The organism is Thermoanaerobacter sp. RKWS2, assembly GCF_026240795.1.
Classification (GTDB): Bacteria; Bacillota; Thermoanaerobacteria; order Thermoanaerobacterales; family Thermoanaerobacteraceae; genus Thermoanaerobacter; species Thermoanaerobacter ethanolicus.
Map to the genome: position 1 here is coordinate 2,137,701 of NZ_CP110888.1, position 16,929 is coordinate 2,154,629.

Consider the following 16,929-nt stretch of genomic DNA (forward strand, 5'->3'; position numbering starts at 1 on the left):
AAGACAAAATCTTGACGCTTTTTATTTCCTAAAATATTCATATACAGCTTGAGCAGCTTTTTCATTCATTCCTTCCACTTTTTTAAGGTCCTCCACACTTGCCCTTTTTATTTCTTCTATAGACTTGAAGGCATCATATAAGGCTTTTGCTCTTTTTTCACCTATGCCGGGGATATTGAGAAGTTCGCTTTTAAATCTTTTGCTTTGCTTTTCTTTGTGGAAAGTTATAGCAAACCTATGAGCCTCTTCTTGTATTTGAGCAACCAGGCGAAAAGCTTTTGTAGTCATAGGTATGTCAATTTCACCTTGAGGTGATACAAGACCTCGAGTCCTGTGTTTTGAATCTTTTACCATACCATAAACAGGAATAAAAATGCCAAAGCCACTTAACACCTGCATTACAGCATTTACATGCCCTATGCCACCATCTACAAATATTAAATCTGGCATTTCAGCAAATTTTGCCTTATCCTCTTTAAGTTCACCTTTTTCAATAAGCTCTTTTTCTTGAATACCGTGCAAAAAACGCCTTTCTATTACCTCTCTCATACTCTCATAATCGTCTTGTCCCTCTACATATTTTATGTTAAACTTCCTGTACTGACTTTTCTTTGGCTTTCCATCTACAAACACCACCATAGACCCTACATTGTCTTGACCTCTTGTGTTTGAAATATCATAGGCTTCAATTCTCTTAGCGTAATCAAGCCCCACTAAATTAGAAAGTTCTAATACAGCCTGGTCTTTTGAAATTTCCTCTCTTATTGATATGTCATTCTTAAGGGCTTCTAAAGCATTTTGATAAACCATATCCACCAGTTCTTTTTTCTTACCTCTTACAGGAATTGTTATAAAAACTTTGTTGCCTCTCTTTTGTGATAACCATTCACTGAGAAGCTCTCTTTCGTCTAATTCCACATCAGTTATTATTTCTTTGGGAATGTAAGGAGCACCTTCATAAAATTGCTTTATAAAGGAAGAGATTATTTCTCCTCTTTCCATTCCCTCAGTATTTTTCATATAATAATGTTCTCTGCCACTTAGTTTTCCGTGTCGCACAAAAAATACCTGTATACAGGAAATATCCACACTTCGAGCCATTGAAATTATATCCTGTTCATCTTCTCCTACTGATACCACTTTTTGTTTTTCTGATGTCCTTTCAATAGCAAAAATCTGGTCTCTAATCCTCGCCGCTTCCTCGAACCTCAATTCTTCCGCCGCTTTTTGCATGTCTTCTTTAAGTTTTTGTATGAGCCAATCCCTCTTTCCATCAAGAAAGAGAACTGCCTGATCAACTAATTTTCTATAATCTTCTTTATTTATTTTGTTAGTGCAAGGAGCAGAACACAATCCTATGTGGTAATAGAGACATTCTCTAACTTTACCAATGTCCTTTTCAATATTTCTGTTACATGTCCTTACTGGAAACATTTTTCTGACAAGTTTTATAGTCTCCCTCACTGCAAAGGCACTGCTATAAGGGCCAAAATATTTAGCCCCATCTGGCTCAATTCTTCTTGTAAACATTATGCGGGGATACTCTTCATTTACTGTAACTTTAATATAGGGGTAATTTTTGTCATCTTTTAATAATATATTATACTTAGGCTTATACTTTTTAATTAAGTTACATTCCAACATTAAAGCTTCAAGTTCAGTATCAGTAACAATGTACTCAAAGTCTTCCACATGAGAAAGCATTACTTTTACTTTTGGCAATTGATTTTCTTTGTTTTGAAAATACTGCCTCACTCTGTTTTTGAGAACTACCGCTTTACCCACATAAATTATTTTGCCACTTTTGTCTTTCATTATATAAACACCAGGTTTTTCAGGCAAAAGTTTTAATTTCTCTTCTATGTTCATTGTCCATCACCTTAGAATTTCATTTAGTTAAATAAGATCTTATTATATCTCTTGCTATAGGTGCTGCTACTTTCCCACCTTCACCACCATTTTCAACTATTACACTTACGACAATTTGTGGATTTTCGGCAGGTGCAAAACCTACAAACCACGCATGGGGAGCACCGTGAGGATTTTCTGCAGTCCCAGTTTTGCCTGCAACTGTAATACCAGGAATTTGTGCAGCTTTACCTGTCCCCTCTTTATCGTTAACTGCGCCTATCATCAATTGTTTAATAGTATCTGCCACTTTTTTTGATATAGGATTCAAATACTGCGAAGGAGTGCTCTTTTCAATGACTGTACCTGAAATAGGATCTGCCACGTATCTCATCAAATAGGGTTTCATTATAACCCCATCATTTGCAACGGCAGAAGCAACCAATGCCATTGTAAGAGGTGTTACAAGGATTTTACCCTGTCCTATAGAAGTTTCTGCTAAAGCAACTTTCCCTTCAATAGGAGGAAAATAATTTTTTGCTGTATCTATTTCTAAAGGAACTCTCTTATCCAACCCAAAATTATATGCCATTGACTGTAAATTTTCACTGCCTAAATCTAAACCTATCTGTATAAAAAAGGAATTGCAAGACCTATAAAAAGCTTGTTTAAAATCCTCTATTCCATGAGCAATGCCTCCAAAATCATTTATCCTGTTGCCATCCACAATTATATATCCTTTGCAATCAAAAGTCTTGTTATATAACTCAGGTTCATATGTCAAAACTGCTGCAGTAGTTACAATTTTAAAGACAGAACCAGGGGGATACAAACCTTGTGTAGCTCTATTTAAAACCACGTTATCTGGGCTTGTCATTATTTCTTTCCAATTCTCCCCTAAAGTATTAGGGTCATAAGAAGGGGTAGAAACCATGGCTAAGATTTCCCCTGTTTTAGGATTTAAAGCCACCACTGCTCCTTTTTTTCCTTCCATCTCTTTATAAGCAAGGTCTTGAAGAGTTTTATCTATTGTCAAATATACATCATCTCCTACCTGTCCTTTTGCTAAAACCAATTTTCTTAGAATAGTCATCGGGTCATTTCCTACCATCCCAAGTAATTCTTTGTCATAAGCTTTCTCTATTCCCGCATTCCCTTGTTGATATATTCTGCGACTATACCCTATTACTTGCGCAAAAGCAGGCCCATCTAGGTATTCTCTCTTTTGTGAACCATCTACAAACACGCTTTTTGCAAGTACAGTCCCATTTCTGTCCAAAATACTACCTCGCAATATCTTTTTTCTTGTTCTATAAGTCTTCGATTGTAAACACTATAAGAACTAGTAATTAATTTATCTCTTTCATATATTTGGAAATAAGTTAAATAGGCAATTAGTCCGAAAAAAAGTACAGAAAAAAACCAAAACAAAATTTTAATATTGCGATTTAAGTTGGACATCCTGTTGCTCCTCCTTAAGAGCTATGCCATTGAGCATGCCCAATGTCACAAAACTCGTCACCATAGAACTACCACCATAACTTACAAAGGGAAGGGTTACCCCTGTCAGAGGTATGAATTTTATGACACCACCAATTATAGTAAAAACTTGTAAACTAAACATTGAAATAAGGCCTGCAGCTACTAATACACCAAACTCGTCTTTAGCATTTAGTGCTACTTTAATCCCTCTATACATTATAACAAAATACACAAGAATTATGGCTATAGCACCTAAAAGTCCAAATTCTTCACTAATAGCAGAAAATATGAAGTCAGTTGCCACAACCGGTATATACTCTGGATGCCCCATACCGAGCCCTGTGCCAAAAAAGCCTCCTGCAGCAATGGCGAAAAGGGATTGTACAATTTGATATGTCTTCCCCGGTACATCCATCCAAGGATTCAACCATGCCTCAATTCTTACTCTTACGTGCCAAAACAAAAAGTAGGATATTATGCCTCCTAAAACAAATAGCCCAATCCCTACTGCTGTGTACAATAGATTAGAAGTAGAGACAAAAATTAATAATACTGTAGTAGCATAAAATAAAAACGCCATCCCTAAGTCTTTTTCTAATACAAATATTCCTACAATTGCAAGAGTTATTAATCCTAAAATAATTATGTCTTTTGTTTCTCTCCTGGTGCACAAATATTTTGCCAAAAAAATTATATATATTATCTTAGCAAGTTCAGCTGGCTGAACATATATGCCGTCAAAAGTAAGCCAGTTTTTAGCACCACCTATCTCTCTTCCAAAAATTAATGTTGAGCCCAGTAGTGCTATTGTAAGTGCAATGTAAATAGCTTCCCCATATTTGAGTTTATAAAGTAAATCGTAGTATTTTGAAATATATGAGGAAATGAAGTAAAGTAAAAATCCTATTGCAATCCAAACAATCTGTTTTATGAGCAAATCTGGTGCAACTCTATATATCATTATAAGCCCCATTTCTGTCAAAAAAGAAGTTAAAATGATAAATTGGATCTCACCCAAAGGAAACAATCTTACATGCAAATAATATACAATATATATCAATATCGGAAAAGCTAAGGTAAAGTATATAGTGTCAAAGCCTTTGGGCTTATTGTGTATAAAAAGCAATGCAAAAGCTATCACAAATATCCAAAAAACATTTTTCATAGCTTTAGATCCAGTTTTTATATATTCTTCCATAAGATTTCACCCTATAAAATAAATTTGAGTTCAACATCTCCTAAAGTAATTACATCATTATTTGTTATTTTGGCAATTCTTTTTATTCTCTTACCATTTACAAAAGTGCCATTTGTACTGTTTAAATCTTGTATATAAAACCTTTTGCCCCTCTTTCGTATGATAGCATGCCGTGCAGACACATAAGGGCTTTCAATTACTATATCGCATTCCTCCGACCTTCCTATAGTAGTAACTTCAAAAAGATTAAAAGTCCTTTCTCCATTTAAAAAAGAAAGTTTTGCAGAGGTTATTTGCCTCTCATATCTTGCCCCTTTTATGTCCATATACACTATTTTAAAAACCCTGTATAAAAACAGGTAGATGAGAAAAATAAGGACATATTTTAATATCTGAGAAGCTATGGCATAATACATAAATTCACCTCATTTTTGAGAAAGGACTTTTTTCAAAAACCATCCAGTATAAGAATTCTCATTAGCAGCAATTTCCTCAGGTGTCCCTGTAGCTATTACCATTCCACCTTTGTCTCCACCTTCTGGTCCTAAGTCAATAATATAGTCTGCACTTTTTATGACATCTAAGTTGTGTTCAATTACAATAACAGTGTTACCTGCATCAGTTAATCTATTTAAAACATCAAGAAGCCTATGCACATCTGCAAAATGTAATCCAGTTGTAGGCTCATCCAAAATATATAATGTCTTACCTGTAGGTCTTTTAGAAAGTTCAGTAGCTAATTTTACTCTTTGGGCTTCTCCTCCTGAAAGCTGAGTAGAAGGTTGCCCTAGTTTAATATATCCTAGTCCTACATCATACAAAGTCATCAATTTATTTTTTATCCTAGGTATATTTTCAAAAAACACTAACGCTTCTTCTACCGTCATATTAAGTACATCCGAAATATTTTTTCCTTTATATTTTACTTCCAATGTTTCCCTATTATACCTTTGACCCTTGCACACTTCACAAGGGACATACACATCCGGCAAAAAGTTCATCTCAATTTTAATTATACCATCTCCTCCACATGCTTCACACCTTCCACCTTTAACGTTAAAACTAAATCTCCCTGGTTTATAGCCTCTCATTTTAGCTTCTGGGGTATTTGCAAAAACCTCTCTTATATAGTCGAAAACTCCTGTATATGTAGCAGGATTTGAGCGAGGAGTCCTGCCTATAGGAGACTGGTCAATATTTATTACTTTATCTATATTATCGATACCCTCTATTGCATCGTGCATACCTGGTTTATCTTTGGACTTATAAATCTTCTGTGCCAATGCTTTGTACAGTATCTCATTTATAAGGGTGCTTTTGCCTGAGCCAGAAACCCCTGTAACGCATATAAATACTCCAAGAGGGAAAACCACATCTATATTTTTTAAATTGTTTTCCTTAGCTCCTTTCACTATTAAAGCTTTTCCATTAGGTTTTCTCCTCTGTTTTGGCACTTCTATCTTTATTTTGCCACTTAAATACTGTCCTGTAATTGACTTTTCACATTTTAACACATCTTCTATCGTACCCGCAACTACAATTTCTCCTCCATGCTCACCTGCACCTGGTCCTACATCCACAATGTAGTCTGCCGCATATATTGTATCCTCGTCGTGCTCTACTACTATAAGAGTATTGCCTTGGTCTCTTAATTTTTTCAAGGAATTTATAAGTCTTTCATTATCTCTTTGATGAAGTCCAATGCTGGGTTCGTCCAAGATATATGTGACTCCTACAAGTCCAGAACCTATCTGACTTGCCAATCTTATCCTTTGTGCTTCTCCACCTGATAAAGTAGCTGCGGGCCTTGACAGAGTTAAATAATCAAGGCCTACATCTACAAGAAAACTAAGCCTTGCTTTTATTTCTTTTAAAATTGGCTTTGCAATAATCTCATGTCTTTCTGTCAATTTGAGTTGGTCAATAAATTTTATAAGCTCGCCAACAGAAAGGTCTGTCATTTCTTTTATGGAAAGTCCACCAACAGTCACAGCTAACGCTTCTGGCTTTAATCTTGCTCCATGGCATGCAGGACAAGTAACCGGTCTCATATACTTTTCTATCTCTTCTTTTATAAAATCTGAAGAAGTATTGTTGTACCTTCTTTCAAGATTGTTTACTATCCCTTCAAATCCATAGGACTTTCCCTTTGTATCTTTGCCATAAAGCAGTACATTTTTTAAATCTTCACTAAACTTTTCATAAGGAGTATTCTCTGTATATCCAAAATGTTCAATCAATCTTAAAATGTTGTAATAAGCATAACTATCCTGTGAAGCAACAATCCCCGGCAACAACCCATTTGCTAATGATTTTTTAGGGTCTTGTATTAAAAGCTCTGGATCTACCTTCATAAATTCCCCCAATCCAGTGCAAACAGGGCAAGCCCCATAAGGGCTATTGAAGGAAAACATTCTCGGAGAGAGCTCCTCAATACTTATGTTGCACTCTGTACAAGCGTATTTTTCAGAGAGTGTAAAGCTTTCTCCGTCTATTACATCAATAGTAACTATCCCATCTGCTAATTTTAAAGCTGTTTCTATAGAATCCGTCAGCCTCATGTCAATTCCCAGTTTTATAATAATCCTATCTACTACGACTTCAATAGTATGCTTTTTATTTTTATCAAGCTTAATCTCCTCATTTATATCGTACATTACTCCATCAATTTTCACTCTGACATATCCACTCTTTTTTATATCATTTAAAAGCTTAGCATATTCCCCTTTTCTTCCTCTAATAACAGGAGCCAGTACCTGTATCCTTGTACCTTCTGGCAATTCTTTGACCCTGTCCACCATCTGATCTATAGTTTGCATGCTAATCTCTTTTCCGCAAACAGGACAATGGGGGATCCCAGCCCTTGCATATAAAAGTCTTAGATAGTCGTAAATCTCAGTTATCGTACCTACAGTAGAACGAGGGTTTTTATTTGTGGTCTTTTGGTCTATAGATATTGCCGGTGAAAGTCCTTCTATATAATCAACGTCTGGTTTATCCATTTGTCCTAAAAATTGCCTTGCATAAGCAGACAAAGACTCCACATATCTCCTCTGACCTTCGGCATAAATGGTATCAAAGGCAAGAGAAGACTTGCCAGAGCCTGATAAACCCGTTATCACAGTTAATTTATCTCGTGGAATCTCCAAATCTATATTTTTTAAATTGTGAACCCTTGCACCTTTAATTACAATTTTGTCCTTCACCATGATTTCACCTCAAACTACTTCCTCCAACTGTTTCTTCAATTCAAAAATCACATCTCTCAATTTTGCAGCCTTTTCAAACTGCAGCTCAATTGCAGCTTCTTTCATTTCTTTTTCAAGTTGCTCTATAGTTGACTTAATAATTTCAGGGTCATAAGTCTTAACTTTCTTTCTTGTGTACTTCTGTTCTTCTTCAGCAACGTGAGTAGCTTCAATTACATCTCTTACTCCCTTAATTACTGTCTTTGGAGTTATACCATGTTTTTTGTTATATTCCATTTGTATTTTTCTTCTTCTATTCGTCTCATCAATTGCTCTCTTCATAGAATTTGTTACAGTATCTGCATACATTATTACTCGTCCTTCCGCATTTCTTGCGGCACGTCCTATAGTCTGTATTAAGGAAGTCTCTGAACGCAAAAATCCCTCTTTGTCCGCGTCTAATATTGCCACCAAAGCAACCTCAGGTATGTCTAATCCCTCTCTCAAAAGGTTTATGCCTATTAAAACATCGAATTTACCCAGCCTTAAATCTCTTATTATTTCAACCCTTTCAATCGTCTCAATATCAGAATGTAAATATTTTACTTTTATTCCCATATCCTTGAGATAATCCGTTAAATCCTCAGCCATTTTTTTCGTAAGAGTTGTAACAAGCACTCTAAAGCCTTTATCAACTGTTTTTCTAATTTCCCCTATCAAATCATCTACTTGTCCCTTAACAGGCTTTACTATCACTTCTGGATCCACAAGACCTGTCGGTCGTATTAACTGCTCAACAACCTGCTCTGAATGTTCAATCTCATAAGGCCCTGGTGTTGCAGAAACAAAGATAACTTGATTTATTCTCTCTTCAAACTCTTCAAAAGTAAGGGGACGATTGTCAAAAGCAGAAGGAAGTCTAAATCCGTATTCTACTAATGCTTCTTTCCTTGACCTGTCTCCATTGTACATGCCTCTGATCTGAGGAATTGTCACATGAGACTCATCTATAAAAATAAGAAAATCTTTAGGAAAATAATCTAAAAGGGTATAAGGAGGGCTTCCTGGAGGTCTTCCTGAAATATGCCTTGAATAATTTTCTATTCCTTGGCAGTAGCCCATCTCTTGTAGCATCTCTAAATCGTAATTTGTTCTCTGTTTTAGCCTTTCAGCTTCTACTATTTTACCAGCATCTTTAAGTTCTTTATACCTTTGCTCCAATTCTTCTCGAATGCTTTTTATTGCTCTTTCCAATTTATCTTTTGAAGTAGCATAGTGAGAAGCCGGAAATATAGCCACGTGTTTTCTTAATCCCAGTACTTCGCCTGTTAATACATCAATTTCCGCTATTCTGTCAATTTCATCTCCAAAAAGCTCAACCCTTATCGCCTTATTGGAAAAAGAAGCAGGGAAAATTTCTATTACATCTCCTCTTACCCTGAATTTGCCTCTTGTAAAATTCACATCATTTCTTTCATATTGTATATCTACAAGCTTTTTAATTATTTCGTCCCTATCTTTTATCATTCCCGGCCTTAGGGAAAGCATAAGATTTTCGTAATCTACAGGGTCACCTAAGCCATATATACAAGAAACACTGGCGACAATTATAACGTCTCTTCGCTCAAAAAGAGCTGCCGTAGCAGAGTGCCTCAATTTATCTATTTCTTCATTTATAGAAGCGTCTTTTTCAATATAAGTATCAGTTTGGGGTATATAAGCCTCCGGTTGGTAGTAGTCATAATAACTTACAAAATATTCCACTGCATTGTCTGGAAAAAACTCTTTAAATTCACTGTATAATTGCGCAGCCAAAGTCTTATTATGAGCAATGACAAGAGTAGGGCGATTTAACTTTTGTATTATATTAGCCATAGTAAAGGTTTTTCCAGAACCCGTCACACCCAATAAGGTTTGAAATCTATATCCTTTTTTTACCCCTTCAACTAATTTCTCTATAGCTTGAGGTTGGTCTCCTGTTGGTTTAAAATTAGATACCAACTTAAATCCACTCATTTTTTCTACCCTCTTTGCAATTTATCATCTTATTATTATAGCATACCCTACTTGTCAACACAAACATAACCAAACAGCCGGCCTTTACAGGTCGGCTGAATTTTTTATAATTCCGTCTTTAAGTTTTGGCACAATATCAAACTTATCAACTGTCAAGCAAAACTCAATATCTTCATCATACCCTAAGTCTTTTAATCTTTTAAAGTGATAGCCCTCCTTCATTATTTCATACAAGTTGTCCTCATAAGGTTTATACAAAAAATAACAGGCTTTTGACAAATCATCACTTTCAAATTTCATTAAATCTTGCAATTTTTTATATATCACTCCAGCAGTTATTATGTCGTCAAAAGAAAATTTCCCTTCTGTACCAGCACATACAATTACTGTATCTTTATTGCTTGTGTATATATACTTAGCAACAGCAGAAGCATTTAAAAGGCATCCTAAAATTACATTATCTGCTAAAGAGACTTTTTAAAGCTTTTGTTCCATTAGTAGTAGTAAAAATTATCGTTTTATTCTCTACTTTTTCACGAGTATACTCTAAAGGAGAATTAGATAGGTCAAAGCCTTCAATCTTTGTAGAGTTTCTTTCCCCAGCTAAAAGATAAGTTTTTTTATCTAAACTTTTTACAAGTTCGATCGCTTCTTCTACTTCTGAAACTGGAATAATCTCTTTAGCTCCGTTGTACAAAGCAGTAGTAATAACACTTGTCGCCCGTAGAGTATCTATTACAACGACATTTTTGTCTTTTAATTCTCTTTCATTAATAGAATTATATGTTTCAAAAGTTTGTAAAAACACACACTTTGCCTCCTTATTTGTTTTTCTTAAAGATGTTTTTAAATATTTCTTTTAGTTTTTTTATAAATATTCCCCCCTCATTGATTTCATAAATCATAGAAGTTGCCTTTGGCACTATTAAAACTCCTAATCCCAAAATTCCCTGTGGATCCTTATATTCATAGTTAGTGTAATTACCATTTAAATCTTTTACAGTGATCCACATCACAGAAGGCCGTTCATTGAGTATTCGTATTATATCATCTGGCTCATTAATAGGAATATCATTAATTTTTAATATTACATCCCCCGGTTTAATTCCCATTTCTCTAGCGGGAGAACCTTTTGCTGTCGCTAAAATCATCACTCCTGTATCTGGCGCTACAAAAAGAGGTGGATTTTCCCTTTCTTCTCTTTGGCCTATTAAAATTAAAAGCTCATGAGCCACTGGAGCAAAAATAGCTGCTAAATATTGAAATAATTTAATATAGATTCCTAATATCGCCAATATAATCAAAACTATACTAAAGAAAAATAAACGTATAGAAGAAATTCGCGTTTTCTTTTCTGGAAGTTGTGTTAAAGCTAAATCTCCGTATCCTAAAGCTGCAATACCTGGCATAATTAAAAAAATTGCATTATTTAAATCAATTCCAGCCGGTTTGATAATGGGCCACCAATCTGGCATATTTACTCCCTGTCCCGTTATTGTTATCCCAGTAGCAATAGTTAATGCAGCAAAAGGAATAGGCCAAAATTTTTGCATAGTAAAGCCTCCTGCCACTCGCCCATCCTTAAGCCTTACAAAGATAGGAGTGGTATTCCTTGGACCATCTATATATATTAAAAGGCTTTCCATCAAATGAAGAATACCTACAATAGACATAAGTGCAGGAACACTTATACTAGGAAATCCAAAAATTAAGCTGGATAGGGAAACTATTCCTCCTGCATAAGAAAAACAAATATATCTAGGATTGACAAACATTAACACTATAGCCAAAGGCCATACATACTGAAGCCCTACATTTTCTATTGTTATTCCTAAAAATATCATAAAAAAGCTCCCAATTATTGCAGCAATTACACCATAAAAGATAGAGTCAAGAACCAATTCTTTCATTGGTTCTTGCTCATGTCCCATAATCTCTCTTTCTATAGCTATTTTATTTCTATACTGCATTATCATTAGAATTATCACTATCCAGAAAAAAGGATTAAAAATTGACAAAGCTATTGTCTTTATTGCCATCCAAAAAACTTGAATAAAAGCTATCATTTTAACACCCTACTTTATCTCACTTTTTACAATCTCAAAAGCTTTTATAAGCTGAGTATCTCTTTTTAAGTCAGGAGTATCTTGAAGAGTGTAATTTGCAGGAAGCTCTACTACGTAATTTGGCTCAATTCCTTTGCCTTGAATATTTGTGCCATTTGGCGTGTAATATCTCGCAATAGTATATTTTAATCCTGTACCATCGCCAAAGTCAACAACAGTTTGTACCAGCCCTTTCCCAAAGGTAGTGGTTCCAACTAAAATTCCTACTTTTCTATCTTTTATTGCACCTGCTAAAATTTCTGAAGCACTGGCACTGCCTTTATTTACAAGCACTGCAATAGGCAATCCCAATCCTGGTCCTTTAGAATAATATTCTTTATTGTCAACTCTTCCTTTAGTCGTCACAACAACTCCTTTGGGCAAAATTAAATTAGAAATATCTATAGTTTCCTCTAAAAGTCCACCAGGATTATCTCTTAAATCTATTATAAGTCCTTTCATTCCTTGAGATTTTAATCTATTAAGGGATGCTTTAAAGTCATCAGAAGTACTTTGATCAAACATTGTAATCTTAATATATCCAATCTTATCAGGAAGCATTTCCTCATATACCGTTTCTAATTTTATTATCTCTCTCGTGATTGTCTTAGTAAAAGTTTTTCCTTCTCTCATTATAGTAAGCGTTACCTGTGTTCCTTGAGGTCCTCTCATCATTGCCACTGCCTCGTCTAAATTTTTGCCACTTACTTTTGTATTGTTCACTTCTACTATTATATCCCCGGATTTTATCCCTGCTCTTTCTCCTGGTGTATTTTTTATTGGAGAAACCACTACAATATGATCTTCTTTATCAACTGCTACAACTATACCTATTCCCCCATAAGTGCCTGTAGTCTGAGTCATAAAATCAGAAAACTCTTTTTTATTCATGTATACAGTATAAGGGTCTCCTAAAGAGTTGGCCATCCCTTTCATAGCGCCTTCTAAAAGGACTGAGGAGTTAACTTTATCAACATACCTATTTTCAAGAATTTTCTCAATATCAAAAAGCTTATTATATTCTTCTATCAACTGGTACTCCTCACGAGAAACAAGGACTTTACCATTAGGAAGAGCCACTGATACTGCATTTGCTAACATAAAAGTTATAACATTTGTAACTATTAAAAGCACTGCTAATAAAATATAAAATCTTTTTTTTGCCATAATTTCCCCACCTTTTTTAGTCTCTTAAAATTATATATGTATGTTCTTTTTTATTATACAACATTCATGAAATAAAAAAAACAGACTGGTTATTTTAACCAGTCCATCGGATCTACAGGAACACCGTTTTTGCGCACTTCAAAGTGCAAATGAGGCCCTGTACTTAAACCTGTGCTTCCTGCCTTCGCTATAACTTGACCTCTTTTAACCATATCTCCTTCTTTAACTAATAAAGCAGAATTATGACCATACAAAGTGGATATTCCGTCTCCATGGTCTATAATTACTGCATATCCATATCCACCGTAATAACCTGCAAAAATGACTTGTCCATCTGCCGCAGCTACTATTGAAGCGCCCGTCTCGGCAGCAATATCAATACCCGTATGCATTCTACTCTGTTTAAGTATAGGATGATATCTCATTCCAAAAGGTGAGGTTATAACACTACTAGAAGGAACAGGCCATAAGAGTTTTCCACCACCATATTTAATTTTTGACTTCGCTTGTAATTGTTGAATAACTGTTTCTAGTTGTTTTGATTGTTGCAGTAACTCGTCTTCCTGTTGTTCATATAGTTTTTGCTGTCTCTCTAAATCTCTCATTAAACCTTCCCGCGAGGCCATAGCTACTTGTAATTCCCTTTGTCGAGAAACTATTTGATTTTTATAATTTTGCGCTTCTTTTTGCATTTGTGCTAATTCTTCCTCTTTTTGTTCAATAAGTTCTCTTTGTTGCTTATAGGATTCAAATAAATTCGAATCAAAATCTACTATGCGTTTTACAATATCCAATCGTGTTATAAAATCTCCAAAATTTTTGGCACCAAGAAGCACATCTAAATATCCCCATTCTCCACTTATGTATATAGCCCTTATGCGCTCCTTCATTGTTTGGAACTGGGTATTTTCCTTTTGTTTGGCCGCTTCTAATTCTTTGCGCGTTTTGTTAAGTTTTGCAGTAATATCAGACAATTGTTTTTGTGCATTTGCTAATTCTTGCTGTGTAGCATTAAGTTTTTTATCTAAATCTGCTATTTGAGCGGCAATATCATTTTTTTGATTAATTACTTCTTCCTTTTTCTTCTTAGTCTCAGTAATGGATTTTTGAATTTGATTTAATTTGTTTTTAGCATCTTGAAGCTGGTCCGCTTTTGGATAGGACGTAAAGAGCACTGTAAAGAGAAATATAACAACAAAGAGTAGCCATTTCCACCTGTATCTTCGCAATGCTATTTCCCCCTTGTAAATTTTACACATTCAAGAACCTTTTAATTGAAAGTCCACTTCCTAAGGCTCCAATTATTGCACCAATTAAAGAAAAATACACCAAAATGTCCCCTACTATTTTTTCTAATGGCAATAGTTGAAACACTATTAATTTATTATTAATAATATCAAGCACATATCCATAAATTAAAACTAATAGTGCAACTGATAACAAGGCACCTACCAGTCCTAATACTACACCTTCAATCAAAAAGGGCCATCGTATAAACCAATCAGTCGCTCCAATATACTTCATTATGTTTATTTCTCTTCTCCTTGCAAAAACCCCCAATTTTATTGTGTTGGAAATTATGACAATTGAAATTATAAAGAGAATAAGTATAATGGAAAGCCCCACTATCCTTATTATCTTTATAATTCCAAGAAGCTTATCTACAACATCTTGCCCATAACTTACCTTGTCAACTCCATTTATTTGCTTTATCTCGTTTGAAATATCTTTCATTAAACCAGCATCTTTCACTTTTACTATATAAGATTGGGGAAGGGGATTGTCCTTTTCTAAACCTTCTGCTAAATAGCTTTTATCTCCTAATTGTTGTTTAAATTTTTGTAAAGCCTCTTCTTTAGATTCAAAAACTACTGAAGTAACACCAGGTATTGTTTTTATCTCATTACCTATTTGGCTAACTTCTTGCTCAGAAATATTATCTTTTAAAAACGCTTTAAGTTCTAATTGAGATTCCACCTGATTAGTCAAACTATTAACATTTAAAATAATAACAAGAAACAAACCTAAAATAAGCATTGCTGCCATTACAGAAGTTATAGAAGCTATTGTCATAAGCCTATTTCTTGCTAAATTGCTAAAACCTTCTTTTAAAAAATATTTTAAATTTCTAAAGAGCATATCCATAAACACCCCTTGCTTCATCTCGTACTATGTTTCCTTTTTCCAGCGCTATTACCCTTTTTTTCATAGCATCTACTATGTCTTTTGCATGGGTGGCCATAACAACTGTAGTACCTCTTTTATTTATTTCAGAAATAAGTTTTACAATTTCCCAGGAAGTATCAGGATCCAGATTCCCCGTAGGTTCGTCTGCTATAAGAATAGAAGGTTCATTTACAATAGCTCTTGCTAAAGAAACCCTTTGCTGTTCTCCACCAGACAGCTGCCTAGGATACTTGTCCGCTTTATCACTTAATCCTACTAATGACAATACCATCGGGACTTTTCTTCTTATCTCCTTTGGATGTGCTCCAACTATTTCCATAGCAAAGGCAACATTCTCAAACACTGTTTTATTAGGAAGCAATCTAAAATCTTGAAAAACTACCCCCATACTCCTTCTCAAATAAGGTATCTCCCGCTTTTTAAGTTTTGTTATATCTTTTTTATTAATCACAATACTGCCAGAAGTAGGTTCTTCCTCTTTTAGCAATAATTTAATTAAAGTTGATTTACCTGCACCACTAGGCCCAACAATAAATACAAATTCTCCACTTTCAATTTCAAAACTAATATTTGAAAGAGCAATTATATCTTTATTGTATCTTTTAGATACATTTATAAACTTTATCAAATTTTCTCACCTCGGAATATCGTATAATTTTGTCAAAGTCATGATCATCTTTAACAGGACAGCTTCATCAAAATTCTTAGCATCCAGGCCTGTCATTTTAAAAATTTTATCAAGTCTATAAACTAATGTATTCCTATGGATGTATAACTCTCTGGCAGTCTCACTCAAATTTAGACTATTTCTAAAAAAAGCATTTAAGGTTTGTATCAATTCCTCATCTTTGAAAATACCAAAATCAATATTTCTTTTCTTAATAAAATTATTTACTTTTTCTATGTCAATTCCCCATAAAATTTCTGCAAAGCTGTAATCTTCGTAAATATATATTCCTTTTTCATCTTCCAATTTTTTACCAATAAGTAAGGCTGTCTCTGCTTCCCTATAGGCGATATGTATATCCTCAATTGGCACAAAGGAAGAAGAACTGGCTATTTTTACTTTCATATAGCCTTCAGATTCTATCATATCTTTCATAGTTTTATAAAGTTCTATTAAAGAGTTATTTCCTTTGTAAGAAAATATCGCTGCAAATCTTTTATCATCAAATTTTACAGTATATAAATTACCTTTATCAAAAATGTTGGTAATTATTTTTATCGCATCGTCAATTTCATTATTCGATTCGACAATTGCTACTGTGTATTTCACATTCTTATTTATTTTATATTTTTCAGCATAATACGACACTAAATTTACGCTTAATTTACCTGTTAAAGCCTCTATCAAAAACTCTTCTCTATTATATTTCTGCAGCAATTGTTCAAAAATTAGAGAAATTAGATAAAGCACTTTTTTTGATTGTTCATCTTTTCCTTCTAAAGCGATAGTAAAAAAGAGAACATCATTGTAAAATATGTTATAGCATATAAATTCCCCTACTTCATATATCTCTTTTTCATCAATATATTCTACATTTATCTTTAAAAATCCTGCTTTTTTTTCAAAAAAATCTTTGTCGCCGTAAATTAAATTTCCGGACTTATCTATTATATATATTGGCATTTGAATATTTTTTTGAATATCGTAGGCTACCTTTTTTATAAGGTCATAGCCGATCATTTTCATACCACCTTACTTTATAGTATACAATAATTATACACTATTTCCTAG

General features: G+C 34.2%; 11 protein-coding genes and 2 pseudogenes. All 13 read right to left on the reverse strand.

Going from position 1 to position 16,929, the window contains the following annotated elements:
• Nucleotides 1-21 precede the first annotated feature (21 nt).
• Nucleotides 22-1,869: an excinuclease ABC subunit UvrC gene (gene uvrC / locus OEI98_RS11325; RefSeq protein ID WP_003869418.1), complete on the reverse strand. Its 1,848-nt coding sequence runs from the start codon at nucleotides 1,867-1,869 to the stop codon at nucleotides 22-24.
• 19 nt (nucleotides 1,870-1,888) lie between these two features.
• Nucleotides 1,889-3,309 (reverse strand): annotated as a pseudogene (locus OEI98_RS11330) (peptidoglycan D,D-transpeptidase FtsI family protein).
• Nucleotides 3,284-4,528 carry an FtsW/RodA/SpoVE family cell cycle protein gene (locus OEI98_RS11335; protein WP_003869420.1) on the reverse strand — a complete coding sequence of 415 codons (1,245 nt, stop codon included), beginning with the start codon at nucleotides 4,526-4,528 and terminating at the stop codon, nucleotides 3,284-3,286. Before OEI98_RS11335 ends, OEI98_RS11330 begins: the two are co-directional and overlap by 26 nt.
• Nucleotides 4,529-4,539: 11 nt before the next feature.
• Nucleotides 4,540-4,944: an FHA domain-containing protein gene (locus OEI98_RS11340; RefSeq protein ID WP_003869421.1), complete on the reverse strand. Its 405-nt coding sequence runs from the start codon at nucleotides 4,942-4,944 to the stop codon at nucleotides 4,540-4,542.
• A 9-nt stretch (nucleotides 4,945-4,953) separates the two neighbouring features.
• Nucleotides 4,954-7,737, reverse strand: coding sequence for an excinuclease ABC subunit UvrA (gene uvrA / locus OEI98_RS11345; RefSeq protein ID WP_003869422.1), 2,784 nt, complete (start codon nucleotides 7,735-7,737; stop codon nucleotides 4,954-4,956).
• A 9-nt stretch (nucleotides 7,738-7,746) separates the two neighbouring features.
• Complete coding sequence (gene uvrB / locus OEI98_RS11350; RefSeq protein WP_003869423.1) at nucleotides 7,747-9,732, reverse strand: excinuclease ABC subunit UvrB; 1,986 nt, start codon at nucleotides 9,730-9,732, stop codon at nucleotides 7,747-7,749.
• An 84-nt stretch (nucleotides 9,733-9,816) separates the two neighbouring features.
• Nucleotides 9,817-10,540: pseudogene (locus OEI98_RS15155) on the reverse strand (2-phosphosulfolactate phosphatase family protein).
• A 13-nt stretch (nucleotides 10,541-10,553) separates the two neighbouring features.
• Nucleotides 10,554-11,798: a PDZ domain-containing protein gene (locus tag OEI98_RS11365; protein WP_003869428.1), complete on the reverse strand. Its 1,245-nt coding sequence runs from the start codon at nucleotides 11,796-11,798 to the stop codon at nucleotides 10,554-10,556.
• Between the two features lie 9 nt (nucleotides 11,799-11,807).
• Nucleotides 11,808-13,004 (reverse strand): S41 family peptidase, encoded by a 1,197-nt coding sequence (locus OEI98_RS11370; RefSeq protein WP_003869429.1) that lies wholly within the window; start codon nucleotides 13,002-13,004, stop codon nucleotides 11,808-11,810.
• A gap of 89 nt (nucleotides 13,005-13,093) precedes the next feature.
• Nucleotides 13,094-14,233 (reverse strand): murein hydrolase activator EnvC family protein, encoded by a 1,140-nt coding sequence (locus OEI98_RS11375; RefSeq protein ID WP_019907921.1) that lies wholly within the window; start codon nucleotides 14,231-14,233, stop codon nucleotides 13,094-13,096.
• Nucleotides 14,234-14,255: 22 nt separating this feature from the next.
• Entirely contained in the window at nucleotides 14,256-15,149 is an 894-nt protein-coding gene (gene ftsX / locus OEI98_RS11380) for a permease-like cell division protein FtsX (protein ID WP_003869431.1), read from the reverse strand.
• Nucleotides 15,133-15,819 (reverse strand): cell division ATP-binding protein FtsE, encoded by a 687-nt coding sequence (gene ftsE / locus OEI98_RS11385; protein WP_003869432.1) that lies wholly within the window; start codon nucleotides 15,817-15,819, stop codon nucleotides 15,133-15,135. Before ftsE ends, ftsX begins: the two co-directional genes overlap by 17 nt.
• Before the next feature lie 6 nt (nucleotides 15,820-15,825).
• Complete coding sequence (locus OEI98_RS11390; protein ID WP_006569485.1) at nucleotides 15,826-16,878, reverse strand: PucR family transcriptional regulator; 1,053 nt, start codon at nucleotides 16,876-16,878, stop codon at nucleotides 15,826-15,828.
• Nucleotides 16,879-16,929 lie beyond the last annotated feature (51 nt).